The following is a 23,703-nucleotide window of genomic DNA, read 5'->3' on the forward strand; positions in this document are numbered from 1 at the left end:
GTCAGCCGGCGGCGCGGCGCGAGGAGAGGACGCAGAACTCGTTGCCTTCGGGGTCGGCCAGCACGACCCACGTCTCGTCGCCCTGGCCCACGTCGGCGCGGGTGGCACCCCGGGCGAGGAGCCGGTCGACCTCGGCGTCGCGGTCGTCGGGGCGGAAGTCGAGGTGGAGCCGGTCCTTGACCGCCTTGGGCTCGGGGACGGCCAGGAACAACAGCCCGGGGAGGCGCCCGGGGGCCGAGCGGATCTCGACCTCCTCCGCGTTCTCGTCGACCACGACCCAGCCGAGGGCCTCGGCCCACCAGCGCCCGAGCGTCACCGGGTCGGTGGCGTCCACGATGACCTGCTCCCACTCGAGGCTCATGGCTGCGAGGATAGGAGCCGGTGGTGCCGCCGGTGCGAACAGGCTACGGGATGTGCTCGAGGTCGGCGGCGCCGATGGAACCGGAGCGCACCGCGTAGCGGCACAGGTTGTCCTTGGCCTCGGGCCCTTCGAGACCCGGCACGCCGGCCGAGGCGTACTTCTTGACGAGGTCCGCGATGCAGTTCTCCACGCGGCTGCGCGACAGGAACAACCGCTCGGCGGCCTGGGCGTAGGAGGCGGGGCGGGCCTGGTCGCCACGCGCGGTCAGCAGCGGCTCGCACAGGGCGGTGAGGATCCGGCGCTCGGCGTTGGTGAACTCCAGCAGGTACTGGGTGGCGGGTCCGTCGGTGGGGATCGGGCGGGTATCGCCGAGCGTGGGGGAGGTCTCCAGCTCGACCTGCACCTCGTGGGTGCGGATGCGGCCCCGGAGCTGCACCGTGACCCGGTCGATCGGGAGCGAGGCGATCTCGTCCTGGTTCTCGAGCACCCGCGTGGGGCCGGTCTCGGGCACGAGGTAGACCGGTTGGCTGGCCGAGTCGTTGCGGACCCACAGCCGACCGTCCTGCATGCTGACGGTGGCCGCGGTGCGACTGACCCCGAGGTCCTCGGGCCCACCGTCGCCCCCTGCGCCGACCTGGACGTCGCACACCGTGCTCCGCCCGACCCGGACCCGCTGACCCTCGTCGATGGTCGCCTGGGTGTCGCCGTGACTCACCGTCGCTCTGGCCATGGTCCCCATGATTCCACGATCTGGGTCGCTCGGGGGTTCCTCCGAGGCGCTGGGCTTCCTGCACCGGGGGGTTGGAGGCGGGGCGCCGGCGCTGAGCGTCAGCCGTGTCCGGCGCGTAGTGTGTCGTGGCCACCGATGGGCTCAGGGAGGGAGGACCGTGATCGCCGGAAGACGAGGCCTCACATCGCGGGTGGCGGCGTGGACGACCCACGGTCGTCATGTCGTCGCCATCGTCACCCTCGTGTCGGCCGCGGCCTGCTCGGGCTCGGGCTCGGATGACGGATCCGGCGAGCAGTCGTCCGCCTCCACCACCACCGTGTCGCCCGAGGGTCAGGCCACCACCGGTTCGGCCCCCCCGCCTCCTTCGGGTGCGCCGGGCTTCGATCCTCTGATCCCTGGTTCCACCCCGCCGTCGGGTGCGACGAGGCCGATCACCATCGCCTTCGCCGGCGACAGCTACGGCGAGGGCCTCAGCGGCGACGTGGCCGCCGGCATGATCGGCCGACTGAGCCCCATGGCCCCCGTCCTCTCGGCCGCCGACCTGGCCGTGCTGAACCTGGAGACGGCCATCACCGAGCGGGGCGAGCCGGTGCCGAAGAGCTTCACGTTCCGGGCCCCCGCCTCGATCCTCGATGGCATCGCCCTGTCCGGGGTCGACGCGGTCTCCGTGGCCAACAACCACGGCATGGACTACGGCGAGGTCGGGCTGATGGACTCACTCGACGCCCGCGTCGACTCGCCCATCCCGGTGGTGGGCATCGGCGTCGACGAGACCGACGCCCTGTCGCCCGCCCGCTTCTCCGTCGAGGGGACCAGCGTGGCCGTCATCGCCGCCACCCAGGTGCTCGACGACAGCGTCCTCGACAGTTGGACGGCCACCCCCAGCCATGCCGGCCTCGCGTCGGCCAAGCGGGTGGAGGAGCTGGAGGAGGCCGTCGAGGAGGCGACGGCGGACGCGGACGTGGTCATCGTCTTCCTCCACTGGGGCATCGAGACCGAGACCTGCCCGAGCGCGGTGCAGGCCGGCCTGGCCGAGACCCTCGCCGCGGCCGGGGCCAGTGCGGTGGTCGGTGGCCACGCTCACCGGTTGCAGGCGGGCGGTTTCCTCGACTCCACCTACGTGCACTACGGCCTGGGCAACTTCGCGTTCAAGGCCAGGTCGGAGGCCAGCGCCAAGACTGGTGTGCTCACCCTCACCTTCGCCGGTGGTCGCGTCACCGACGAGCAGTGGACGCCCGGGGAGGTCCGCGACTCCAGCCCCCACCCCCTCGAAGGTGACGACGCGGCGCGGGCGGTCGATGAGTGGGAGTCGTTGCGGGGCTGCGCCGGGCTGGCCGCCGCCCCCGGCTGAGGCGTCGCCGGCGTCTCCCTTGGCCGACGAGGGAGCGTCAGACCGACAGCAGCGCCCGCAGCTCGACGGCGATGCGCGCCGCGTCGATCGACAGGGCATCCTCGAGCGGCGGCGCGAAGGGGAAGGCGGGCACATCGGCGGTGGCGAGACGTCGCACGGGGGCATCGAGGTCGAAGAACGCCTCCTCGGCGACGGTCGCCGCCACCTCGGCCCCGACGCCGAAGCTGAGGTTGTCCTCGTGCACCACCAGGCAGCGGCCGGTGCGGATCACCGAGGCGAGGATGGTGTCGACGTCGAGGGGCGCGATGGTGCGCAGGTCGACGACCTCGACCGACCCCGCCCCGTCGGCGGCCAGGCGGTCGGCGGCTTCGACGGCGAGGTGCCGCATCATCCCGTAGGCCACCACGGTGGCGTCGGTGCCGGGGCGGGCGATGGCGGCCACGCCGATCGGCACCCGCCAGGTCGGGTCGTCGGGCACCGGGCCCTTGATGAGCCGGTAGCTCTTCTTGTGCTCGAGGAACAGGACGGGGTCGGGGTCGGCCACCGCCTCGCGGAGGAGCCCGGCCACGTCAGCGGGGGTGGAGGGAGCCACGACCTTGAGCCCGGGCAGGTGGGCGTAGGTCGCCTCGATGGACTGCGAGTGGTACAGCGCGCCGTGCACGCCGCCGCCCCAGGGCGCCCGGATGACCATCGGGACACCGAAGTCACCGTTCGACCGGTAGTGGATGCGGGTCGCCTCGCTGGCGATCTGGTCGTAGGCGGAGTGGATGAAGTCGGCGAACTGGATCTCGCAGATCGGGCGCTGGCCGGCGAGCGCGAGTCCGATGCCGATGCCGACGATCGAGGACTCGGCCAGGGGCGTGTCGAGCACGCGCGCCCCACCGAAGGCTGCGGCCAGCCCGTCGGTGGCCCGGAAGACGCCGCCGCGAGGCCCGACGTCCTCGCCCAGGATCATGACCCGCTCGTCGCCGGCGAGGAGGTCGTGCTGGGTCTGGCGGATGGTGTCGACGATGTTGCGCTCGGTGGTCGGCCCGGCACGGTCGAGCGGCACCTCGGGCGCAACCGCCACCGGGGCGTCGCCGATGCCCTCGGGGGCGCCCTGGAGCGCCCGGAGCGGCCGGGCGAACACCCGCGCCCCGGCGGTGGAGGGCTCGGGGAAGGCCAGGGCCTCGGCCCGGCGGGCGGCCTCGTCGACAGTGACCTTGAGCTCGGCCTCGGTGGCGACCTCGTCGGCTTCGGACAGGAGGCGCTGCTCGATGAGGTACTGGCGGACCTGGCGGAGGGGATCCTTCTTCCGCCACGCCTCGATCTCCTCGGGGGTGCGGTAGGTGCGGTCGTCGTCGTCGGAGGTGTGGGCCCGGAAGCGGTAGGTCTTGCACTCGATGAGCGTGGGTCCGTCTCCCGCACGCGCTCGCCGCAGGGCCTGGTGGGTGGCGGCGTAGACATCGAGGAGGTCGTTGCCGTCGACGATGACCCCGCCGAAGCCGTAGCCGTGGGCCCGGTCGGCCACATCATCGACGGCGGACTCCTTGGTGAGCGGGACCGAGATGGCGTAGCCGTTGTTCTCACAGATGAACACGCACGGCAGCGAGTGGATGCCGGCGAAGTTCAGGGCCTCGTGGAAGTCGCCCTTCGAGCTGGCGCCCTCACCGAAGTAGGACACCGCGACCTGGTCGTCACCGCGCTGCTTGGCCGCGTAGGCCAGCCCCGCGGCGTGGGGCAGCTGGGTGGCGATGGGCGACGATCCGGTGATGATCCCGAGGCGGGCACTGCCCCAGTGGTTGGGCATCTGGCGCCCGCCCGAACAGGGGTCCGCGGCCCGGGCGAAGACGCCCTGGAGGACCTCGTCGGGCGTCATCCCCAAGGTGAGCACCACGCCGGTGTCGCGGTAGTAGGGCAGCACGACGTCGTGGCCCGCCCGCAGGGCCCACGCCGAGCCGACCTGGGCGCCCTCGTGGCCTTGGCTCGACACCACGAACGGGGCCTTGCCCATGCGGTTGAGCGACCAGATCTTCTGGTCGAGAAGGCGGGCCAGCAACACCGTGTGGTACATCCCGACGAGGTCGTCGGCGGTGAGGCCGAGCGCGGTGTGGCGGTCGTTCAGGTGCAGCGTCGAGCGATCCTCTGCGGTGGGTGCGTGCAGGGTGCGGGCCATGCGGCGGCGGCCTCCGGGGTCAGGTCACGTCTGCGTTGTGGGGCACGACCTGGTCGCGGGGGCGGCCGCCGCGTGCCCCAGTTCGGGCGTGGAGGGGTTCACTGGCCGGTGTGGGTGGGCGCCGCCGGGCGCCGCCGGCCTCCTCGATGCGCTCCTCGGCCGAACGGTCGGCCGCCTCGGCGGGGGTGATCCCCTCGGCGTCGGCCCGGTCGAGCACGCCCCGCAACGTCGCGGCGATCCCCGCCACCCGGCGCCGGGCCCGATCGCGGTCGTACGGCGCTCCCGACGGGTGGCGCTCCTCGGCGATGTTGATCACTCCGCCGGCGTTCACGACGTAGTCCGGCGCGTACAGCACACCCGAAGCCACCAGTCGCTGGCCATCGGTAGCGGTTGCGAGCTGGTTGTTGGCCGATCCGCACACTGCTGCGCAGCGTAGCTCCGGGATCGTCCGGGCGCTGAGGACCGCCCCGAGGGCGCACGGGCTGAAGACGTCGGCCGCAACGGCGTGGGCGTGGGCCGGGTCGACGACGGCGACGGTCGGGTGCCGAGCCCGGACCGAGGCCACGGCCGCCTCGCTCACGTCGGCGACGGTGATCCGCATGCCGGCGGCGACGAGGTGGTCGACCAGAGCGGAGCCGACCTTCCCCACCCCGGAGACCACCACGTGGCGCCCGGCCAGACCGTCGTCCCAGAGACGCTCGGCCACGGCATCGAGGGCGCAGCGCACCCCCCAGGCCGTGGCCGGCGAGGGATCGCCGGAGCCACCCAGGGACTCGCGGGTGCCGGTGACGTGGGCCGTCTCGGTGCCGATGAGGTCCATGTCGTCCTGGGTGGTGCCGACGTCCTCGGCGGTGAGGTAGCGGCCGCCCAGCCCGTCGACGAAGCGGGCGTAGGCTCGGATCAGCGCCTGGCTGCGGGTCGTGCGGGGGTCACCGATGATCACCGCCTTGCCTCCGCCGGCGTCGAGGCCCGACACCGCGTGCTTGTAGGTCATGCCGCGGGCCAGACGGCACACGTCGGCGACGGCGTCGCCCTCCGACGGGTACGGCAGGAAGCGGGTGCCCCCGATGGCGGGGCCCAGGGCAGTGGAGTGGATGGCCACGATCGCCCGCAGCCCGGTCGGGGCGTGGTGACCGAAGGCCACCTGCTCGAAGCCCTCGGCCTCGGCGTGGGCGAACACCCCTCCGACGGGCGGCACGTCGCGCTCTGTGGACACTGACGCGAGGGTACGCCCCACCCCCGGCCGTATCAGTCCTCGCGCCGTCAGGTCGTCCGCGCGTCCTGACGGCGCGGGGGACGGTGGCGGGCCTTGGGGCGCCTTGAGGGGCTCCGGTACCGTTCGGCGATGGCCACCCCCACCGCCGCCTACTCGGTCCGGCTCCGCGTCCGGCTCCCCAACGTCCCCGGTGCCCTGGGCCGCCTGTCGGTCGCCCTCGGTGAGATCGGCGCCAACATCGTCGGCCTCCACGGCTTCGAGGCCAAGGGGCCGGTGCTCGACGAGGACGTGGTGGTCAACTGCTCCGACGCCGCCCACATCGAGCTGGTGCGCGAGGTGCTCGTCGGCCTCGAGGGCGTCCAGATCCTCGACTTCGCCGATCGCACGTTCGAGATGCACGCCGGGGGCAAGATCCACGTGCTCGCCACCGTGCCGATCGTTGACCGCGACGACCTCTCGATGGCCTACACGCCGGGCGTGGCGCGGGTGTGCACCGCGATCGCGACCGAGCCGCACCTCGTCCACGAGCTCACCATCAAGAAGAACACCGTCGCCATCGTCACCGACGGCACCGCCGTGCTCGGCCTGGGCGACATCGGCCCCGCCGCATCGCTGCCGGTGATGGAGGGCAAGGCGCTGCTGTTCAAGAGCTTCGCCGACGTCGACGCGTTCCCCGTCTGCATCGACACCTCCGGCGACGAGTCCCGCCAGGCCAAGGTCGACGCCATCGTGGAGACGGTACGGCGCATCGCACCGGTCTACGGTGGCATCAACCTCGAGGACATCGCCGCGCCGGCGTGCTTCGAGGTCGAGGAGCGGCTCCGCGAGCTGCTCGACATCCCGGTGTTCCACGACGATCAGCACGGCACCGCAGTGGTCACCCTCGCAGCCCTCGAGAACGCCCTCGATATCGTCGGCAAGCACATGGAAGACCTGCGGGTCGTCATCTCCGGTGCCGGCGCCGCAGGGGTCGCCATCGCCAAGATCCTCATGGCCGCCGGCGTCTGCGACATCATCGGCTGCGACAGCCGGGGCGCCGTCCACCTGGGCCGCGACGACCTGAACCCGGCCAAGCGCGACTTCGCCGCCCTGACCAACCCGAACAGGGCCACCGGCGCCCTGACCGACGTGCTGCCCGGCGCGGACGTGTTCATCGGGGTGTCGGCCCCGGATCTCCTCCAGGCCGACGACCTGCGCAAGATGGCCACCGACCCCATCGTGTTCGCCATGGCCAACCCCGACCCCGAGATCCGACCTGAGGTGGCCGAGGGCGTGGTCGCGGTGATGGCCACCGGGCGCAGCGACTACCCCAACCAGATCAACAACGTGCTCGCCTTCCCCGGCATCTTCCGGGGCGCACTCGACGCCGGGGCCACGACCATCACCGAGGGCATGAAGGTCGCCGCCGCCGAGGCCATCGCCTCGGCCGTGCCTGCCGATGAGCTGGGCCCGGAGTGCATTGTGCCCTCGGTGTTCGACCGCACCGTGGTCGAGCTGGTCGCCGCCGCGGTGGCCGGCGCGGCGGTGACCGACGGCGTGTGCCGGTAGGCCGTCCCGGTTCGCCTCACGGCTCCGGTGGGCCGCCGGGGGGCCACCCTCTGGGGGTCGACGTCGGGTTCGGGGCGCGGCCAGGGCCTCAGGCGGGACGCGAGGCCCGCCGGAGGCGCAGGGAGCGGCGGAACACGATCACCGCCATGGCGGTGACCGCCACCGACAGGCCGATCGACGTGATGGGCGTGAGGTTGACCGCGTCCCGCCTGCCTCCCACCACGGACGGGGCTCATCGACGCCGTGGCAGGCTCCGAGGAAGCAGTCCCGGCGGTCGGTGTAGTCGACGGTGATCGACGAGCCGGCGAGGGCGAGCGTGCCGCCCAGCAGGAGAGCGCGCAGGGTGCGGTCCCCGACCGCCGGTCCCCGACTGTAGAGGTGGGCGGCGACCCAGAGGATCGGCGCCAACCAGGGCAGGACCAGGAACAGCTGGATCAGCCCGACCCACCCGAACCCTGCGCTGGCCCGGACCAGGCCGCCGCCGACCACGGCGACGGCGAGGGCGACATCGCCGGTGAGCGGCCACCCCCGCCTCGCCTTCGGTCCACTCGGAGCAGCCACCCCCGTAGTATGGCCAGCGGCGCCTTGCCCGCCCCGGCCCGGGCGCCTGACTCGCGGACCCGGGGTGGTGGCTGGAACCGGCGTCGATCCGGTGACCTCGCGCTTTTCAGGCGCGCGCTCTGCCAACTGAGCTACCCAGCCGTGCGGCCGTCCCACCTGCGGGGCGGCCGTGATCTATGTGGCGGTCCCGACGGGATTTGAACCCGCGACCTCCGGCTTGACAGGCCGGCGTGCACTCCAAACTGCACCACGGGACCAGCACCCCTCTCGGGGCGGGAGCAACCTACCACCGACCCCGGGGGCCGGTCCCAACCGATCCCCGGGGTCGCGGTTCATGCGGTGCGCCGGATGACCACGTCGGCGAGGGCCTCGGGGACCGCCACCTGGGGCAGCTCGTCCTCGGGGCGGGCCACCTTGGGCGGACGGCCTCGGCGCCGCTTGGAGGCGAGGATCCGGCCGTTGCGGAAGAGCTGGCCGCCCCAGACGCCCCAGGGCTCACGCCGGGCGAGGGCGCCGCCCAGGCAGTCCTCGATCACCGGGCACAGGGCGCAGATGCGCTTGGCCGCGGCGATGTCCTGGAGCTCCTCGGAGAAGAACAGGGCCGAGAGCGAGCCGTTGGCGTCGTCGCAGCGGGCGTCGGCCCACCAGCTGCGGTCCTCGGCTGCGTCCTGCAGGTCGTTCAGCGCGATCACTGGTCTCTCTCCTCGGTTCTGCTCTGCGATGGGGGTGTCGTGGGTGGGTGGGATGGGAGTGGACCGGGGCCGAAAACCAGAAAGGCCGCCGGGAGATCCCGACGGCCTTCGGAGGTTCTTGGCTGCTCCCTGTCAGGGAACCGCCTCCTCGGGCCGTGGGGCAGGGGTGAGGTCGTGCCGCGGGGTGACCTTCACGCCCATGGCGGACGGGTTGATGACCCAGTCGCGGTGAGCGGAGAAGGCGCCGGTGCGAGCCGACGGACCGAACCCGGTCGCAGCGGCGATGGCGCGCCGGCTACCGGCGGCGGTGCGCTCGACCAGGTAGGTGCTGCTCAGCATCGGAACCTCGGGACTCGGGGTCGGGGGCCGGAGGGGCCTGCGCCGAGACGTTCCGGGCGCCCGGCCATCGAACCCCACCCCCGTCCGGGCGTCAAGCGAATTGTTTCGTCCTCGTTCGGGCCCGCGCCCGCTCCACCGCGACGAGCGCGGGTGCCCGGCGCGTGCTCGTCGGCGAGGGCCGGGGTCAGGAGGGGGCGGGGCCGGCCTCGGTGCGGAAGACCCGCTCGCGGTAGAAGCGGAGCTCGTCGATGCTCTCGCGGATGTCGTCGAGGGCCCGGTGGCTGGTCTGCTTGCGGACCTGCTGCTCGAGCAGTCCCGGGTACCAGCGCCGGACGAGCTCCTTGATGGTCGACACGTCGACCGAGCGGTAGTGCAACCAGTCCTCGATCTCGGGCAGGTACCGGGCCAGGAACCGCCGGTCGGTGCCGATGGAGTTGCCGCACAGCGGGACCGTGCGGGCCTCGGGCACGTGCTCCTTGATGAACGCCAAGGTGGCGGCGCCGGCCTCCTCGAGGCTGGTCGTCGACGCCCCGATGGCCGGCAGCAGACCGGAACGGGTGTGCATGGAGCGCACGATCTCCTCCATGGCCGCCAAGGCCTCCGGAGGCTGGTGGACGACGAGGTCGGGACCCTCGGCCACGATGGTCAGGTCGTCGTCGGTGACGAGGGTGGCGATCTCGACGATGACGCACCGGTCGGGGTCGAGGCCGGTCATCTCGAGATCCATCCAGACGAGCACGACGCCCGATGGTAAGCGGATCGGACCGACCCGGGCGGATCGCCACCGTCGGGGCGTCGGCCATGATGGGCGCCGATGCTGCGCGTGCCCGTTCTCCGGCTCGACCCGGACCTGCCCCTGCCGACCTACGCCCACGACGGCGATGCCGGGGCCGACCTGCGCGCCCGCACGGACATCGTGCTCACCGCCGGCGGCGGTCGCGCCCTCGTTCCCACCGGCATGGCGTTGGCCCTGCCCGCCGACCACGCCGGCTTCGTGCAGCCCCGCAGCGGCCTGGCGCTGCGCCACGGCGTCACCTGCCTCAACACGCCGGGCCTCATCGACTGCGGCTACCGCGACGAGCTCAAGGTGCTGCTCGTCAACCTCGACCCGAGCAACGACTACCAGGTCACCCGGGGCGACCGCATCGCCCAGCTGGTGATCCAGCGGGTCGAGCGGGCCTGGTTCGCGCCGGTCGAGGAGCTGCCCCGCACCACTCGCGCCGCCGGCAGCTTCGGCTCCACCGGCCGCTGACCCACCGTCGCTCACCGCGAGGCCCGGCCCGGCGGCGCGCCGGAGGGGAGGTGGATCAGCCCAGGCCCTCGTGCTCGAGGCGGTGGCGGAGCTGGACCAGGCTCCGGGCCAGCAGGCGCGAGACGTGCATCTGGCTGATGCCGAGGCGCTCGGCGATCTGGGTCTGGGTCATGCCGTCGTAGAAGCGGAGCCGCATGATCAGCTGCTCGCGCTTGGGCAGCGTCTCGACCAGGGACGCGACCAGCATCTTGTTCTCCGCCGCGAACAGGTTCGTGTCGTCGTCACCCAGCTGCCCGGCCAGGCCGAGGCCCGAGTCGTCGCCGCCGGAGGGAGCGTCGATCGACGCGGAGCGGTAGGCCTGGGCCGCCTCCATGGCCTCGAGCACCTCCTCCTCGGAGGTCCCCGACGCCCGCGCCAGCTCGTCGATGGTGGGTGAGCGACCGAGGCGTTGGGTCAAGGTGCCGACGAGGCCGTTGATCTCGACGTGCAGCTCCTGGATGCGGCGCGGGACCCGCACCGCCCACCCCTTGTCGCGGAAGTGGCGCTTCAGCTCGCCCACGATGGTGGGGGTGGCGAAGGTCGAGAACTCGAGTCCCCGCTCGGGCTCGAAGCGCTCGACGGCCTTCACCAGACCGAGCGACGCCACCTGCACCAGGTCCTCGAGCGGCACGCCGCGGTTGTTGAACCGCCGGGCCAGGTGCTCGGCCAACCGTAGGTGCGCTTCGATGAGCTCGTCCCTGATGGCCCTGTCGCCGGTGACCTGGAGCTCTCGGAACCGCTCGCGGAGGCGCTCGCGCTCCGCGTCGTCGAGGCTCATGTCGAAACCGGCCCCGCAGCACCTTCAGCCGGGCTGTGCCGCTTGGTGATCCACACCGTGTCGGCGGCCAGCTCCACACCGTGCTCATCGACCACCGCTGCGAGGATCTGGTCCGACAGCTCGGTGTCGCCGTCATCGCCCGGCGCGTCGCCCGCCAGCTGGCCCACGATGGTGACGGTGATGGACTCGGTGGCGAGGGCGAAGGACAGCGTCAGGGTGCCGGCGCGCTGGCCGGACCCGATGAGCAGGGAGCACGCCTCACCGACGGCGATGCGCAGGTCCTCGACCTCGTCGTAGCCCATCCCCACCCTTGTCGCGAGCCCGGCTCCGGTCAGCCTCGCGATGCGCACGAACTCCGGTGCGGCCGGCACGGTCAGGGTGGTCTCGTCGGTGTGTGGTTCGTCGGGCACTCGTGCTCTCTCTGCGGTGATGTGCGCAGAGTCTGGCACGGCGCAACTCGGCCCCCGGGCGGCGCTCGGCACCCAGAGCGGCCCGGACACCCCGCTAGGTGGTGAGGGCGAACCAGACGCTCTTGCCGGGGAGGATCTTGGTGACGCCCCACGAGTCGGCCAAGCGGTCGACGAGGGCGAGGCCCCGGCCCCCGGTGGCGAGCACGTCGGCGTCGGTGGGGCGGAGCGGGGCGGCGGATCGGTCGATCACCTCGACCGCCAGGCGAGCCCGGTCGAGGTCGATGACGAGCTCCACGGGGCTCCCCGCGTGCACGACGGCGTTGGCGACGAGCTCGCTGGTGAGCAGGCAGGCGGTGTCGACCATCTCGGGGCGCCGGCCGCGGCGAAGGAGCTCCCCCACCACCGACCGGGCCTGGCACGGGGCGTCGAGGCTCGAAGGCAGAGATGTCGCGATCAGGACGTGGTACGGATCGGGAAGAGGGGCCGAGCGCGAGGCGGGGAGGGGGGACGGGGCACTCGGCGCCGAGGAGGCGGCCATGCGGGGTGGGGTACCCGACCCCCTCGATGGGCAAACGACGGCCGGCGGGGCGCGACCTCGGCCGGGGACCCGACCTCGACAGGATCCGGGCGCTCTACGGGGACCAGGCCGTCGACAGGCCAACCGCCCCGGCGACGACGGCCTGAGGCGGCGGGCACCGGCCCGACCGCCGGGTCACGTGTCGCCAACCCCGGGGTCGATCTCGGCGACGATGCGCTCGACGTCGACCCGGGCCCCGTCGATGCGACCGCGGCACCAGCGGATGAGCAGCGCGGCGCGGGCGACCTTCTGGGTGAGCACGTCGACGTCGACGGCGTCGTCCTCGATCTCGGCCAGGATCGCCTCCAGCTCGGCCATGGCGTCGGCGTAGCGCGTCGGCTCGGGGCCGGCAGCGGTCGCCGCGGTCAGGGGCTCCTGGTCAGCCATCTGATGATCCTGGCCCATCAGACGAGGCCGGGTCGCGATCCGCGGCGGGCTCGACGCGGCTGCGCACCCGACCGTCGGCCACGACGGTCACCAGCGCATCACCGGCCGTGACGTCGCCCGGTCCTCGGACCAGGGCGCCGTCGGCCCGGTAGGTGATCGACCACCCTCGCGCCAGGGCCAGCACCGGGTCGGCGGCGCGGACCCGCGCCTCGAGCCCGCTGAGATCGCGCCGGTGCCGGTCGAGGGTCGGTCCCGGTCGTCGGACGAGGCGGGTCACGGCGGCCGTCACCAGCCGGTCGGCCCCGGTGACGTCACGGCGGACCTCACGGCCCACGGCCGCAGCCGTGACGTCGAGCCGGCGGGTCGCGGTGGCGAGGGCGCCGGGACCGGCCCGGCGGGCGCGGGCGGCAGCCGTGGCGACCTGGGCGTCGCCGGCGCGCAGCGCGGCACCGGTCACCGACGCTCCGTGCCGGGCGGTCACGGCCAGGCGGTGCGCGTGACCGTCGATGGCCCGGCGCGCCCCGTTGGCCACCGCCTCCCACAGAGCCTCGGCCCGGTCGCGGGCGAGGGCCACGAGGCTGACGACCTCGGTCGCCGCCGCCGTCGGCGTGGGAGCCGACGTGTGGGCGACGCGGTCGACCACGCTGTCGTCGATGTGGTGACCGATGCCGGCGATGATCGGGACCGGGCACGTCGCCACCGCCCGGGCGATCACCTCGCTGTCGAAGGAGGCCAGCTCGACGCGCGAGCCGCCGCCGCGCACGAGGAGCACGAGGTCAGCTCCGGCGGCCGCGACCGCGACGAGGGCGGCGGGGATCGTGGTCAGGGCCTCGGGTCCTTGTGTGCGCGCGTCGACCTCGACGACGAGGTGGTCGAGGCCGGCTCGCTCGAGCACCCGGCGCACGTCGCCGTGGGCCGCGCTGCCGATGCTCGTGACCAGGCCGACCCGCTCGGGCATGACCGGCAGCGGGTGGCTGGCGTTGCGGTCGAGGAGCCCCTCGCCGTCGAGGGCGGCGAGCACCGCGGCCCGGTCGGCCGCCAGGCGGCCGAGCGTGTACTCCGGGTCGATACCGGTCATCTGGAGCTGGGCCCGGCCGCCGGGAGCCCACCACCGGACCCGCCCGCGGATGCGGACGTCGACGCCGCTGTCCATGGTGCTCACCCGGATGCCGGAGCGGCGCAGCTCGGCGTTCACCCGCTTGCGGTCGCTCGCCCAGAGCACCACCGGCAGCACGGCGTTCGGCCGCGCCCCCGGAGGGGCGGGCTCGATGAGGTCGAAGTACAGGTGCGGGCGGTTGCGGCGGGCGTCGCCGGGAGGCGGGAGGCCACGGATCTCGCCCCGGACCCACACCTCGCCGGGGAAGGCCTGCTCGACCACGGCGCCCACGGCGCGCGCCAGGTCACCAACGGTCCACGTCGGATCGGCGACGTCGTCGGGTCCGAACAGCGCGTCCTGCACGGGGCGCACGGTACGGGGCCGCCTGGCGGCCGTCGACCTCCGGCGACTCGCGGCGGGCCGGGAGCGGGGGCGCGCGACCATGGAGCCCATGGTCGACCTGTTGGAACACTGGCTCGGTGTCGTGCGGAGCGTGGCCCGCGGGTCCGGGCCATGGCTGGCGTTCAACGCCGTGCTGGCCACGATCCCCGCCGTGTTGGCCGTTGGACTGTTCCACCGACCAAGGGCCCGCACGCCGCTGTGGTGGGCCGGCGTGGCGGCCTTCGTCGTGTTCCTGCCCAACGCCCCCTACGTGATCACCGACCTGATCCACCTCCGGGGGATGATCGACGCCAACCCGGGCTCGCCGGGATCGGGCCTTGTGCCGGCGGGGGCGCTGGCGGCCCTGGTGCTGTGGGGCCTCGGGAGCTACGCGGTCTGCCTGGCCCAGCTCGATCGCGTCCTCCGACGCGGCCGGGGTGCGCCGCATCGCTCGCTCATCCGCGGTTGTGTGCACGTGGCGTGCGGCTTCGGCGTCGTCTTGGGTCGCGTCCCTCGGTTGCACTCCTGGCACCTGGTCACGCGCCCTCGCGACACCGTCGACGGCATCGTCTCGCTCTTCCACCCGTTGGCCGCGCCGTTGATCCTGGCGCTGGCGGTCGCCTTCGCCCTCGGCGCCGCCGCCCTCACCGCGGTGGCCCGGGCCGCGACCGAGCGCACCGTGGAGCTGGCGACCGCCGCCCGAGGCCTGATCGCGGGTCGGGCGGGCGGCGCTCGGGCTTGAGCGGGCGCCGCGGCCGATCGTTCCCTGCCCCTGGTGCCAGCCACGAACAGGCCGTAGCCTTCGCTCGCCGATCGGGTTCCGGATGACATCGGCGGGCGACCAGCTCCGGCGATGTTCGGCCTCAGCGACGAACGACAGCAGGGACGACCCGGATGCCTCACCTCAAGACTCGATGGATGGTCGCAGTCTTGGCCCTCGTGCTGGCGGCGCTGGCGGCGTGCGAGCTGCCGCTGGAGGAGCCGGGGGAAACCTCGACGATCTCCCGGGTGAGCTCCACCACCGCGGACGGGTGGCGCTACGACTTCTACCGCAACACGGCGTACCCGTGTTCGATCAGCGGCTACCAGACCTTCATGATCGCCACCCGGGTCGCGTCGTCGGCGACGGACACCAGTCCGCTGTGGGTGTACATGCACGGCGGCGGGGTGGGGTTCTTCTCGCCCGACGGCGAGCCGCGACCGGGCGCCATGTGGAAGGTGGAGGAGGACGCGGACGAGCTGCGGGACCAGCTCCAGAAGGGTGTCTTGTTGAGCCGGGTCAGGGCCGAGCCGGTCGGGTTCCGGCTGATGGCCACGTCGATGTGCAACCACGACATCTACGGCGGTCCCGACATCGCGGATCCGAACAACCCCAACACGACCCCCGACGGCGAGACCCGGACGGTCAACGGCCTCTTCGCGACCAAGGCGGCCGTCGAGTTCACCCGGGACCTGTACCCGACGAACGACTACTTCCTCCACGGCACCAGTGCCGGGTCCTACGGCTCCTACCACGTGTCCTGGGCCCTCGAGCAGCAGGGCCTCCCGCCGACCGGGATCGTCGCCGACTCCGGCGTGCTCAACCAGGCCTGGCAGGAGGCCCATCCGGACGAAGACAGATGCGCACCGACCGAGGACGCCCGGGCCGAGATCGCCAAGCGACTCCACCCCGACATCATCGAGCCGGACAACTCGCCCGACCGCCTGGTCTCGGACGGCCGGCTCACCGTCCCTGTCCTGCAGGTGTGGAGCTCCGGGGACTTCCTCGGCTGCGGCCTCCAGCCCATGGAGTGTCCGCTTCCCGACGGCTCGACGAGGACGATGGGCTCGGTCGACTGCATGAACGAGCCCCTGCGCGCCGCCATCGCTGCGCAGGGCGAGGCCAGCCGCTCGCTGAGCATGCGCCTCTGCGTCGACCGGCCGGCGACGCCTGCGCCTTGTGACACCCACGTGCCGACGGCACGCCCGCTTTCGCCCAACACCGAACCGCCCTGGCCGGCGGACTTCACCGTTCCCATCATGGAGTGGGTCCGGGACCGCCAGGCCGACGAGGAGCCACCGGTTCCGCCCGGGCCGAGCCCCGAGGAGCGGTTCGTGGCCGCGGCCTACGACGACTTCTTGGACCGGGAGCCGACCGACGCCGAGCGCGACGAGGCGGCCACCGGGCTCGAACGGGGCACGCGCACCCGCGCCGACGTCGTCGGTGAGCTTGCACTCTCCGAGGAGGGCGTCGGAATCGCCGTCGACGGTCTGTACCAGGCCAGCCTGGGTCGTCCCTCGGATCCGGGCGGGAGGGCCTTCTGGACCGAGCGCATCCGCTCGGGCCGTGCGACCGTGGCCGAGGTCGCGGCGCAGCTCTACGCGTCCGACGAGCACTTCGGAGGTCTCGGGGAGGGAGACGCCCGGGTCTGGGTCGGGGCGCTCTATCGCCAGGTCCTCGACCGGGAGCCCGACGCTGCGGGGCTCGACCACTGGTCACCGCAGGCCGCCCGCGGCGACCGCATCGGCGTCGCTCGCGCCATCGTCGTCGACTCCCTCGAGTCACGGCGGCGCCGCGTGACCGTGCTCTATCAGGAGCTGCTCGACCGGAGTCCTGATGCCGGCGGTCTCGACCACTGGGCCGAGGGGCTCCGCCAAGACGGCGACCTCGGCGTCGCGACCGATCTTGCGGCCGGTCACGAGTACTTCGAACGGGCCCAGGACCGTCCGCTCTGATCCCCGACCGTCACGGCAACCGGGTTCGCCCGTGAGCCCCCTCGGCGGCGCCGGTGCTGGTGCCGGCGGTCAGACCTGGGTGACCGGCAGCAGATCCCCGGTCGGGCCGGCGGCGGCGTCCGGGGTGGCAGCGTCGGCCACGCGAGGCGAGGTCGGGGCCTCCCCCCGGAGAAGGGCCCGGTAGAGGTCCGCGTAGAGGCCATCGACGGCGAGGAGCGACGAGTGGCGGCCCCGCTCGACGATGTGGCCGTTCTCGAGCACGACGATGAGGTCGGCGTCGACGATGGTCGAGAGGCGGTGGGCGATGACGAGAGCGGTGCGGCCCGCCAGGGCGTGGGCGAGGGCGTCTTGGATCGCGGCCTCGTTCTCGGTGTCGAGGTGGCTGGTGGCCTCGTCGAGGATGACGATGCGCGGGTCCTTCAAGAGCATGCGGGCAATGGCGAGGCGCTGCTTCTCACCGCCCGACATGCGGTAGCCCCGCTCGCCCACGATGGTGGCGTACCCGTCCGGGAGCGAGGCGATGGCGTCGTGGATGCGCGCCGCCCGGCACGCGTCGATCAGCTCCGCGTCGGTGGCGCCGGGCCGGGCGTAGCGGAGGTTCTCGGCGATGGACTCGTGGAACAGGTGCGGGTCCTGGGTCACCACGCCGATGGCCGCGCGCAGGGTGTCCTGGGTGAGGTCCCGCACGTCGGTGCCATCGACCCGCACCGCCCCGCCGGTGACGTCGTAGAGGCGCGGCACCAGGCTGGCCAGCGTGCTCTTGCCGGCCCCGGACGGGCCGACGAGGGCGACGGTCTGACCGGGCTCGATGGTGAGGACCAGGTCGTGGAGGATCTCCTGGGAGGCCTGGTCGTTGAGGGCCAGGCCGGCCTCGGCCTCGAGCGAGGCGATCGACACGGTGGACGCCGCCGGGTACCGGAAGCTGAGGTGGTCGAGCTCGACGCGCCCGCGGGGTTCTTCGAGGTCGATGGCGCCCGGGCGGTCGTCGACGGCGCGGGGCGCGTCGAGGACCTCGAAGACCCGGTCGAAGGACACGAAGGCGGTCATGAGGTCGACCCGTGCGTTGGAGAGCTGGGTGAGCGGGGCGTAGATCTGGGCCACGAAGACGCCGAGGGCGATCAGGGTGCCGAGCGACATGGCGCCGGAGATCACGAGGCGCCCGCCCAGCAGGTAGATCACGGCGGTGCCGACCGCTCCGACCAGCGTGAGGGCGGTGAGGAACGTGCGGCTGTACATCGCCGAGCGCACGCCGATGTCGCGCACCCGGGCCGCCCGCTGGGTGAACCCCGCGCTCTCGTGGTCAGCGCGCCCGAAGAGCTTCACCAGCGTGGCCCCCGAGACGTTGAAGCGCTCGGTCATGGTGGTGTTCATCGAGGCGTTGAGGTCGAACGACTCGCGGGTGATCGACTGCAGGCGGCGGCCGATGCGCTTGGCCGGGAGGACGAAGACGGGGAGCAGCACGAGGCTGATCAGCGTGAGGCGCCACTCGAGCAGCGCCATGGCCGTGAGGGTGGTGCCCAGGACGATGATGTTGGAGACCACCGAGCCGAGGGTCTGGGTGACGGCGCGCTGGGCGCCGATGACGTCGTTGTTGAGCCGGGAGATGAGCGCCCCGGTCTGGGTGCGGGTGAAGAAGGCCACTGGCATCTGCTGCACGTGGTCGAACAGCGCGGCGCGCAGGTCGTAGATCAGGCCTTCGCCGATGGTGGATGACAGCCACCGCTCGACGAGCGAGAACCCGGCGATGGCGAAGGCGGCGAGGGCCATGCCCAGTGCGCAGAGGGTGAGCAGCCGGCTGTCGGCCGCACCGCCCCCGTTGGTCTGGGGCAGGGCGTCGTCGACGATGCGCTTGATGAGCAGCGGCGTGGCCAGGCCGAGGAGCGCCTCCACGACGATCACGCCGAGGAACCAGCCCGTCCGGGTGCGGTAGGGGTGGGCGAAGGCCCAGACGCGCCGAATGAGACCCGAGTCGAGGTGGGCCCCGCTGATCGCGGACGGATCGGAGCGGGACATCCCCCAGAGGATGGAAGGTCCCTGGCGCATGGCCGGATCAGGCTACGGGCGTCCTGCCCCGACGCGATGGGTCCTAGCGCCCTTCGGGCCCGAGCCGGTGGCCGCTCCCGGCGGGCCGATCAGTCGCCGCACTCCTCTTGGGTGAACGAGACGATCCGTTGAGTGTCGCCGCCGAGCTCCCCGGATTCGCCGCCACCGCCGAGCAGCGCCAGCATGCCGGGCAGCTCGGTGCCCAGCTCGAGGGCGGTGGACGCCCCCTCGACGCGGGTCCGTATCTTCTCGGTCGAGGTGCTCAGTGATGCGGCCTCACCTTCGATCTCCTCGGGCGCCGCGCCCAGCATCGCCTCGAAGCTGTCGACGAAGGAGAGGACCTCGGTCTTGACCTGTGGGACGTCGTCGTCGGAGGCCAGCCGGACGTCGCGGAGCTCGGCCAGGCGCTCCTGCACGGTGGCGACCTCCTGGCAGAACACGGAGGGTCCCGGGTCGGCGGCTTCATCCCCGCCGCAGGAGGCGAGGAACACCCCGCCCGCGAGGAGGACAGCAGTCAGGCGGCCTCTTCGCAACATGACCGGTCCTCTCTCGCAGGCGAACAGCCCGCGCCCGTGTGCGGGGCCGGGTCTCGGAGCGGAGGGTGTGGGATTTGAACCCACGGTGGCTGTGACACCACAACGGTTTTCGAGACCGTCCCATTCGTCCGCTCTGGCAACCCTCCACCAACAACGCTAGCCGCTTGGGCGTGGCCTTCAGCCGTCGGAGCGCACCACCGGACGTGGGCGTGGGCCGATCTCGAGGTCGTCCCACGCCACGCCGGGGGCGGTGCTACGGAGCCCGACCTGGCGGCCGGCGATCCACCGCCCGCGAGCCGAGACGACGAGGTTCCCGTCGACCCGGACGTCGATCCGGTTGGCGTCGAACCGGACGTCGACACCGGCTCCGTCGGGGACGGTCGCCCGGGCCCGGCTGACGACGGTCGCCTCCCCGTCGGACGTGTAGCCGATCTCGAGGGGGCCCCCGGCCGGTGGCACGGCGGCGAACCAGTACCGCTCCGCGCCTTCGGCGCGGAGGATCAGCCCCCAGCCCGCCGTCGGACCGGCCGCGGTCACCAGGATGCGGCCTTCGTGTCTGGTGTGTTCGGCGAGGGCGAGGGCGGGGGCGTCGGGCTTGGCCTCGGTGGCCACGAGCCGGCCGTCGCGGATCGCGAGCCCGCCGGAGACCACGTCGAGGCCGCGGGGCATACCGGGGGCACCGCCGTCGAAGGAGAACCGAACCCGGCGCTCGGGGTCGCGAACCGCCCCCTCGCGCCCGAAGACGACCCCAAGAAGCGACACGAGCCCGAGACCCAGGACGACGATGGCGGCGGTGCCGAGGAGGTAACGGGTGCGGCTCAACCCGCCCCGTCCGGGGGGGTCACAGGGCGTGGGATGGGCCGCCGTTGTCCTCGTCGCCAGCGGCTCAGAGGGTGCGCCGGGTCGCGAAGAAGGCGCCGAGCAGCGCGGCGGCCTCGTCGGCGCGGATGCCGGCGGTCACCTCCGAGGTGTGGTTGAGTCGCACGTCGACGGCGAGGTTGTAGAGCGACCCGGTCGCACCGGCGCGAGGGTCGGCGGCGCCGAAGACCAGGCGCCCGACCTGGGCGGCCCACGCTGCGCCGGCGCACATCGGACAGGGCTCGAGCGTCACCACCAGGGTCGCGGCCCGCAGGCGCCGGTCGCCGAGCACGGCCGCCGCGTCGCGCAGGGCCAGCACCTCGGCGTGGGCGGTGGGATCCCCGGTGCGCTCGCGCTCGTTGCCGCGCCGGGCGACGACCCGACCCTTGACCACGACGATCGCGCCCACCGGCACCTCGCCGGCCTCACCGGCGGCCCGAGCCTCGTCGAGGGCGAGGCCCATGAGCTCATGATCGGACAGGAGCACGACGGGCTCCGGGCCCGGAACGGCCGGGTCCTCGTCGGGGGTCACGGCGGCCGACCGTACCGGGACGATCGACGGGCGGCCCGACCCTGCGGTCGAGCGGAGGTCGACGGCGGCCGTCATGTCCCGTCGACGGTCGATCTGCCACCGTCTCGGCCGGCCTCGACGAGCGGGCGGTGCGGATCGTGGCCGGAGATCGGCCCGGGTTCAGGCGCTGATCGAGACGACCTCGACCGCGGGGCAACGCTCGTCCAGTCGACCGATGTCCTCGGTGTCGACCGTGGCGATCACCGCGTCGCCGGCGAGGTCGGCCGCCGCGACGAGGAACGCATCGACGGCCAGCTCCGACCCCGCCCCGACGGCCTCGAGGAGGTGACCGGCGCGGATCGCCACCTCTCAGCGTCGACGGAGCGGACACCGACCCTCTCCCGCCGCAGGACCGAGAAGACGGCCGCGTCGGCCGGTCGACCCCGGACGACCTCGGCGAGGATGGCGGCGACGGTGGTGACAACCTCTTCGCGCCGGCGTGCCGCGGCGGCGAGCAGCAGCACCTTCCGTCGGCGAGCGGGTGGTCCATCCGATCTAGCCGCCGGCGATGGCGGTGAGCACGTCGGTCCGCGCCGCCCGGGCGGCGGGCCGGGCCGAGGCCAGGACGCCTGCCGCCGCGCCCACCAGGGCGATGACCGCCAGCGTGGCGCCCGGGACGGCGATCTGGTTGAAGTCGCCCTCTCCGGCCTTGAGCACCATCCACGCTGCGCTGACCCCGACGGCCAGGCCGGCGAGGGTGCCGATCGAGGAGACCATCACCGCCTCCCAGCGCACCATCGACCGCACCTGGCGCCGGGTCTGGCCGACGGCCCGGAGGAGGCCGAGCTCGTGGCGGCGCTCGATGGTCGAGAGGGCGATGGTGTTGGCGATGCCCATCAGGGCGATGCCGATGGAGAGGGCGAGCAGCCCGTAGATCAGCATCAGCATCTGGTCGATGCTGCGGCCCTGGGTCTCGGCGAACTCGGCCCGGGTCTGGATCGACACGCCCGGCCAGTCCGCCGCCGCGTCCTGAGCAATGGCGTCGAGCCGGTCGGGACCCACCCCGTCGGTCGCCTTCAGGAGCATGATGTTCGGGCCCACCTGGGGAGCGTGGGGCGCCACCGTCTCGACATCGACGAACGTCGGTCCGGCGAGCGTGGTGGTGCCGTAGACCAGCCCGACCGAGAGGTCCTCGGTGACCCCGTCGATGTAGCGGACCGGCACCGTGTCGCCCAGGGCCAGCCCGTTGTCCTCGGCGTAGCCGGTCGACACTGCGATCTGACCGATGCCGAACGTGGTCGGGTCACCGCTGCGGATGTCGAGGTCGACCACCTCGTCGAGGTCGGCAGCGTTGGCGAAGCTGACGAACTCGTCCTCGCCGTCGAGGGCGGCGGGCATGGCGCCCAGGCCGACCGCCGTCTCCACCTCGGGCAGATCGGCCAACGCATCCTGCAGGCTCGGGGCCAGGCCGACGAAGCCGTCGGGATCTGCGCCCTGGACGACCACGTCGCCGGCGATCTGCTCGTCGACGACCGTGTCGAGCGACGCCTGGATCGACGCGCCGACCACGGTGAACAGGGCCACCACGGCGACGCCGATGATGAGCGCGGTGGCGGTGCTGCCGGTGCGCCGCGGGTTGCGCACGGCGTTGCGCCGGGCCATCAGCCCGGTGACGCCCCGGAGGCGGACCAGGGGCGCTCCCAGCATCCGGACGAGCGGCCCGGCTGCGCTCGGCGCCAACACGATGGCGGCCACCAGCAGGAGGGTGGCCCCGGTGCCGGCCTGGGTGGCGCCCGAGCCGCTCAAGGCGGCGTCGAGGCCGAGCCCGGCACCCAGGATCGCGACGGCCAGGCCGACCGCGGTGCGCACGCGCCCGACCCGGCCACCGTCGATGGCGATCTCGCGGAGGGCGGCGACGGGCGGGACGCGCGATGCCCGCCGGGCGGGCAGCAGGGCGGCCACGACGGTGACCCCGACACCGACCCCCAGAGCGGCGGCCACGGTCACCGCGCTGATCACCAAGCTGGTCGAACCCATGCCGGTGAAGCCGGCGAGCAGGGCGGTCATCGCCGCCGCCAGGCCGATTCCGGCCAGCAGCCCGAGCGCCGCCCCCACCAGCCCGACGACCCCGGCCTCGATCAGGGTGGACCCGATGACCTGGCGGCGCGACGCCCCGAGAGCCCGCAGCAGCGCCGCATCGCGGGTTCGCTGGGCCACGACGATGGCGAAGGTGTTGTAGATGCTGAAGGCCCCCACCACGAGGGCGATGAGGGCGAACGCCAGCAGCGCGGGGCGGAGGATGCTGACGAAGTCGCGTCCGATCTGCTGGGACTCCTCGGTGAGGGCGTCACCGGTGATGGCCTCGACGCTCTCAGGCAGCTCGGCCCGCAGGGCGCGCACGACCTCGGCCTGGGTCACGCCGGGTTGGGCGGCGACGACGAAGCTGTCGACCGTGCCCTCGGTGCCCCCGAGGTGGGCGTCGGCGCCCTCGGTGCTGAAGATGGCCTGGGTGAGGGGGCCCGAGGAGTCCGCGGTGCCGTACCGCGCCACGCCGACGACCTTGACCTCGACCGGCTCGGGGACGAACACGCGGGTGGCGTCGCCGACCGAGAGGTCGCCCTGGCGGGCCGAGGCGGCGTCGATGACGATCTCCTCGGGCCCGTCGGGCGGCCGCCCGTCGGTGATGTCCCACGGGTTCAGCTCGGCCACGCCGATCCACTCCGACCCGAGCTGGGGCGGACCGCCGCCGCCGATGACGTTGCCGTCGGCGGCCTCGATCTGGGCCGTGCCGACCCGCACCGGGGCGACGGCCTCGACACCGTCGACGGCGGCGATGGACTCGGCCAGCGAGGCGTCGATCTCGCCCCGGGCGGAGTCGCCGAAGCCGAGCTCGACCGAGCTGGCGGCGCGGACGGCGGCGTCGGTGCCGGCGGTGCCGGTCGTGAACATGTCGTCGAAGGACCGTTGGAACGTGTCGACCTGCACGAGGACGCCGGCCAGGAAGGCGACGCCGATGGCGACGGCGAGCACGGTGGAGGTGAAGCGGCGGGCGTGGGCCCGCAGGGTGCGGAGCGAGATGCGCAACATGGGAGGGACTCCTCGGGTGATGCCCCGCGTGATCGCGGCGCGTGGTGTGGGTGGTGCGGTCGGCCGGGGCGGCCCGGCGA

24 protein-coding genes and 3 tRNA genes are annotated in these 23,703 nt (G+C 73.1%); 5 read left to right on the forward strand and 22 right to left on the reverse strand.

The window, feature by feature from the left end:
- Position 1: 1 nt before the first annotated feature.
- Together VNL12_RS09595 and VNL12_RS09600 are read right to left on the reverse strand one after the other, a co-directional pair.
- Positions 2-361 (reverse strand): VOC family protein, encoded by a 360-nt coding sequence (locus tag VNL12_RS09595; RefSeq protein WP_325593946.1) that lies wholly within the window; start codon positions 359-361, stop codon positions 2-4.
- Positions 362-404: 43 nt separating this feature from the next.
- The gene (locus VNL12_RS09600) at positions 405-1,091 is read right to left on the reverse strand and encodes an FHA domain-containing protein (protein WP_325593948.1); all 687 of its coding nucleotides are present in this window, start codon (positions 1,089-1,091) and stop codon (positions 405-407) included.
- Between the two features lie 190 nt (positions 1,092-1,281).
- On the opposite strand from VNL12_RS09600, the gene VNL12_RS09605 reads away from it, so the two are divergent.
- Entirely contained in the window at positions 1,282-2,442 is a 1,161-nt protein-coding gene (locus tag VNL12_RS09605; protein WP_325593950.1) for a CapA family protein, read from the forward strand.
- Positions 2,443-2,479: 37 nt separating this feature from the next.
- On the opposite strand, the gene VNL12_RS09610 is transcribed toward VNL12_RS09605, so the two are convergent.
- Both VNL12_RS09610 and VNL12_RS09615 read right to left on the reverse strand, forming a co-directional pair.
- Entirely contained in the window at positions 2,480-4,597 is a 2,118-nt protein-coding gene (locus VNL12_RS09610; RefSeq protein WP_325593952.1) for an alpha-ketoacid dehydrogenase subunit alpha/beta, read from the reverse strand.
- A gap of 19 nt (positions 4,598-4,616) precedes the next feature.
- A complete protein-coding gene (locus VNL12_RS09615) occupies positions 4,617-5,813 on the reverse strand; it encodes a Glu/Leu/Phe/Val dehydrogenase dimerization domain-containing protein (protein WP_325593954.1) in 1,197 nt (398 codons plus the stop codon).
- A gap of 129 nt (positions 5,814-5,942) precedes the next feature.
- On the opposite strand from VNL12_RS09615, the gene VNL12_RS09620 reads away from it, so the two are divergent.
- Positions 5,943-7,361, forward strand: coding sequence for an NAD-dependent malic enzyme (locus VNL12_RS09620; protein WP_325593956.1), 1,419 nt, complete (start codon positions 5,943-5,945; stop codon positions 7,359-7,361).
- A 138-nt stretch (positions 7,362-7,499) separates the two neighbouring features.
- Here the strand turns inward: VNL12_RS09620 and VNL12_RS09625 are convergent, their stop codons facing one another.
- The 6 genes from VNL12_RS09625 to orn all read right to left on the reverse strand — a co-directional run bounded on the left by VNL12_RS09625 (position 7,500) and on the right by orn (position 9,692).
- Positions 7,500-7,922: a hypothetical protein gene (locus VNL12_RS09625; RefSeq protein WP_325593958.1), complete on the reverse strand. Its 423-nt coding sequence runs from the start codon at positions 7,920-7,922 to the stop codon at positions 7,500-7,502.
- A 65-nt stretch (positions 7,923-7,987) separates the two neighbouring features.
- A tRNA-Phe gene (locus VNL12_RS09630) sits at positions 7,988-8,063 on the reverse strand.
- Positions 8,064-8,101: 38 nt separating this feature from the next.
- Positions 8,102-8,179, reverse strand: a tRNA-Asp gene (locus VNL12_RS09635).
- A 75-nt stretch (positions 8,180-8,254) separates the two neighbouring features.
- A complete protein-coding gene (locus VNL12_RS09640) occupies positions 8,255-8,614 on the reverse strand; it encodes a WhiB family transcriptional regulator (protein ID WP_325593960.1) in 360 nt (119 codons plus the stop codon).
- Between the two features lie 132 nt (positions 8,615-8,746).
- Positions 8,747-8,953, reverse strand: a complete 207-nt coding sequence (locus VNL12_RS09645) for a hypothetical protein (protein ID WP_325593962.1) — start codon at positions 8,951-8,953, stop codon at positions 8,747-8,749.
- Positions 8,954-9,137: 184 nt separating this feature from the next.
- Positions 9,138-9,692: an oligoribonuclease gene (gene orn, locus VNL12_RS09650; protein ID WP_325593964.1), complete on the reverse strand. Its 555-nt coding sequence runs from the start codon at positions 9,690-9,692 to the stop codon at positions 9,138-9,140.
- 75 nt (positions 9,693-9,767) lie between these two features.
- Between orn and dut the strand changes: the two genes are divergently transcribed.
- On the forward strand, positions 9,768-10,205 hold the full coding sequence (gene dut, locus VNL12_RS09655) for a dUTP diphosphatase (protein ID WP_325593966.1): 438 nt from the start codon (positions 9,768-9,770) through the stop codon (positions 10,203-10,205).
- Between the two features lie 55 nt (positions 10,206-10,260).
- Here the strand turns inward: dut and VNL12_RS09660 are convergent, their stop codons facing one another.
- From VNL12_RS09660 to xseA, 5 genes are all read right to left on the reverse strand, one after another.
- Positions 10,261-11,022: an RNA polymerase sigma factor SigF gene (locus VNL12_RS09660; protein WP_325593968.1), complete on the reverse strand. Its 762-nt coding sequence runs from the start codon at positions 11,020-11,022 to the stop codon at positions 10,261-10,263.
- Positions 11,019-11,432 carry an ATP-binding protein gene (locus tag VNL12_RS09665; protein ID WP_325593970.1) on the reverse strand — a complete coding sequence of 138 codons (414 nt, stop codon included), beginning with the start codon at positions 11,430-11,432 and terminating at the stop codon, positions 11,019-11,021. The genes VNL12_RS09660 and VNL12_RS09665 overlap by 4 nt, the downstream gene beginning before the upstream one ends.
- A 94-nt stretch (positions 11,433-11,526) precedes the next feature.
- Complete coding sequence (locus VNL12_RS09670; RefSeq protein ID WP_325593972.1) at positions 11,527-11,970, reverse strand: ATP-binding protein; 444 nt, start codon at positions 11,968-11,970, stop codon at positions 11,527-11,529.
- A gap of 174 nt (positions 11,971-12,144) precedes the next feature.
- Entirely contained in the window at positions 12,145-12,396 is a 252-nt protein-coding gene (xseB, locus tag VNL12_RS09675; protein WP_325593974.1) for an exodeoxyribonuclease VII small subunit, read from the reverse strand.
- Complete coding sequence (xseA, locus tag VNL12_RS09680) at positions 12,389-13,855, reverse strand: exodeoxyribonuclease VII large subunit (RefSeq protein ID WP_325593976.1); 1,467 nt, start codon at positions 13,853-13,855, stop codon at positions 12,389-12,391. Before xseA ends, xseB begins: the two co-directional genes overlap by 8 nt.
- A gap of 88 nt (positions 13,856-13,943) precedes the next feature.
- On the opposite strand from xseA, the gene VNL12_RS09685 reads away from it, so the two are divergent.
- Positions 13,944-14,615 (forward strand): DUF1361 domain-containing protein, encoded by a 672-nt coding sequence (locus VNL12_RS09685; RefSeq protein WP_325593978.1) that lies wholly within the window; start codon positions 13,944-13,946, stop codon positions 14,613-14,615.
- Between the two features lie 176 nt (positions 14,616-14,791).
- Positions 14,792-16,588: a DUF4214 domain-containing protein gene (locus VNL12_RS09690; protein WP_325593980.1), complete on the forward strand. Its 1,797-nt coding sequence runs from the start codon at positions 14,792-14,794 to the stop codon at positions 16,586-16,588.
- Between the two features lie 69 nt (positions 16,589-16,657).
- Here VNL12_RS09690 and VNL12_RS09695 read toward each other — a convergent pair whose 3' ends face one another.
- The 7 genes from VNL12_RS09695 to VNL12_RS09725 all read right to left on the reverse strand — a co-directional run bounded on the left by VNL12_RS09695 (position 16,658) and on the right by VNL12_RS09725 (position 23,623).
- Positions 16,658-18,601 (reverse strand): ABC transporter ATP-binding protein, encoded by a 1,944-nt coding sequence (locus VNL12_RS09695; RefSeq protein ID WP_325593981.1) that lies wholly within the window; start codon positions 18,599-18,601, stop codon positions 16,658-16,660.
- A 119-nt stretch (positions 18,602-18,720) separates the two neighbouring features.
- Positions 18,721-19,167 (reverse strand): hypothetical protein, encoded by a 447-nt coding sequence (locus tag VNL12_RS09700; protein ID WP_325593983.1) that lies wholly within the window; start codon positions 19,165-19,167, stop codon positions 18,721-18,723.
- A gap of 59 nt (positions 19,168-19,226) precedes the next feature.
- Positions 19,227-19,313, reverse strand: a tRNA-Ser gene (locus tag VNL12_RS09705).
- Positions 19,314-19,344: 31 nt separating this feature from the next.
- Entirely contained in the window at positions 19,345-19,989 is a 645-nt protein-coding gene (locus VNL12_RS09710; protein ID WP_325593985.1) for a hypothetical protein, read from the reverse strand.
- Between the two features lie 64 nt (positions 19,990-20,053).
- Positions 20,054-20,632, reverse strand: a complete 579-nt coding sequence (locus VNL12_RS09715; protein ID WP_325593986.1) for a nucleoside deaminase — start codon at positions 20,630-20,632, stop codon at positions 20,054-20,056.
- An 84-nt stretch (positions 20,633-20,716) separates the two neighbouring features.
- Positions 20,717-20,902 (reverse strand): hypothetical protein, encoded by a 186-nt coding sequence (locus VNL12_RS09720; RefSeq protein ID WP_325593988.1) that lies wholly within the window; start codon positions 20,900-20,902, stop codon positions 20,717-20,719.
- Positions 20,903-21,091: 189 nt separating this feature from the next.
- Complete coding sequence (locus tag VNL12_RS09725) at positions 21,092-23,623, reverse strand: ABC transporter permease (RefSeq protein ID WP_325593990.1); 2,532 nt, start codon at positions 23,621-23,623, stop codon at positions 21,092-21,094.
- Between the last annotated feature and the right edge of the window lie 80 nt (positions 23,624-23,703).

Origin of the sequence: Iamia sp., assembly GCF_035575815.1 — a bacterium.
Taxonomy (GTDB): domain Bacteria; phylum Actinomycetota; class Acidimicrobiia; order Acidimicrobiales; family Iamiaceae; genus Iamia.

Excerpts from the sequence above, each read along its gene's own strand:
- VNL12_RS09595 (WP_325593946.1), bottom strand. The coding sequence starts at position 361 with ATGAGCCTCGAGTGGGAGCAGGTCATCGTGGACGCCACCGACCCGGTG.
- VNL12_RS09695 (WP_325593981.1), bottom strand. The coding sequence starts at position 18,601 with ATGTCCCGCTCCGATCCGTCCGCGATCAGCGGGGCCCACCTCGACTCG.
- xseB (WP_325593974.1), bottom strand. The coding sequence starts at position 12,396 with ATGGCTGACCAGGAGCCCCTGACCGCGGCGACCGCTGCCGGCCCCGAG.
- dut (WP_325593966.1), top strand. The coding sequence starts at position 9,768 with ATGCTGCGCGTGCCCGTTCTCCGGCTCGACCCGGACCTGCCCCTGCCG.
- VNL12_RS09645 (WP_325593962.1), bottom strand. The coding sequence starts at position 8,953 with ATGCTGAGCAGCACCTACCTGGTCGAGCGCACCGCCGCCGGTAGCCGG.
- VNL12_RS09660 (WP_325593968.1), bottom strand. The coding sequence starts at position 11,022 with ATGAGCCTCGACGACGCGGAGCGCGAGCGCCTCCGCGAGCGGTTCCGA.
- VNL12_RS09600 (WP_325593948.1), bottom strand. The coding sequence starts at position 1,091 with ATGGCCAGAGCGACGGTGAGTCACGGCGACACCCAGGCGACCATCGAC.
- VNL12_RS09700 (WP_325593983.1), bottom strand. The coding sequence starts at position 19,167 with ATGTTGCGAAGAGGCCGCCTGACTGCTGTCCTCCTCGCGGGCGGGGTG.
- VNL12_RS09715 (WP_325593986.1), bottom strand. The coding sequence starts at position 20,632 with ATGACGGCCGCCGTCGACCTCCGCTCGACCGCAGGGTCGGGCCGCCCG.
- VNL12_RS09670 (WP_325593972.1), bottom strand. The coding sequence starts at position 11,970 with ATGGCCGCCTCCTCGGCGCCGAGTGCCCCGTCCCCCCTCCCCGCCTCG.
- VNL12_RS09685 (WP_325593978.1), top strand. The coding sequence starts at position 13,944 with ATGGTCGACCTGTTGGAACACTGGCTCGGTGTCGTGCGGAGCGTGGCC.
- VNL12_RS09620 (WP_325593956.1), top strand. The coding sequence starts at position 5,943 with ATGGCCACCCCCACCGCCGCCTACTCGGTCCGGCTCCGCGTCCGGCTC.
- VNL12_RS09610 (WP_325593952.1), bottom strand. The coding sequence starts at position 4,597 with ATGGCCCGCACCCTGCACGCACCCACCGCAGAGGATCGCTCGACGCTG.
- VNL12_RS09690 (WP_325593980.1), top strand. The coding sequence starts at position 14,792 with ATGGTCGCAGTCTTGGCCCTCGTGCTGGCGGCGCTGGCGGCGTGCGAG.
- VNL12_RS09725 (WP_325593990.1), bottom strand. The coding sequence starts at position 23,623 with ATGTTGCGCATCTCGCTCCGCACCCTGCGGGCCCACGCCCGCCGCTTC.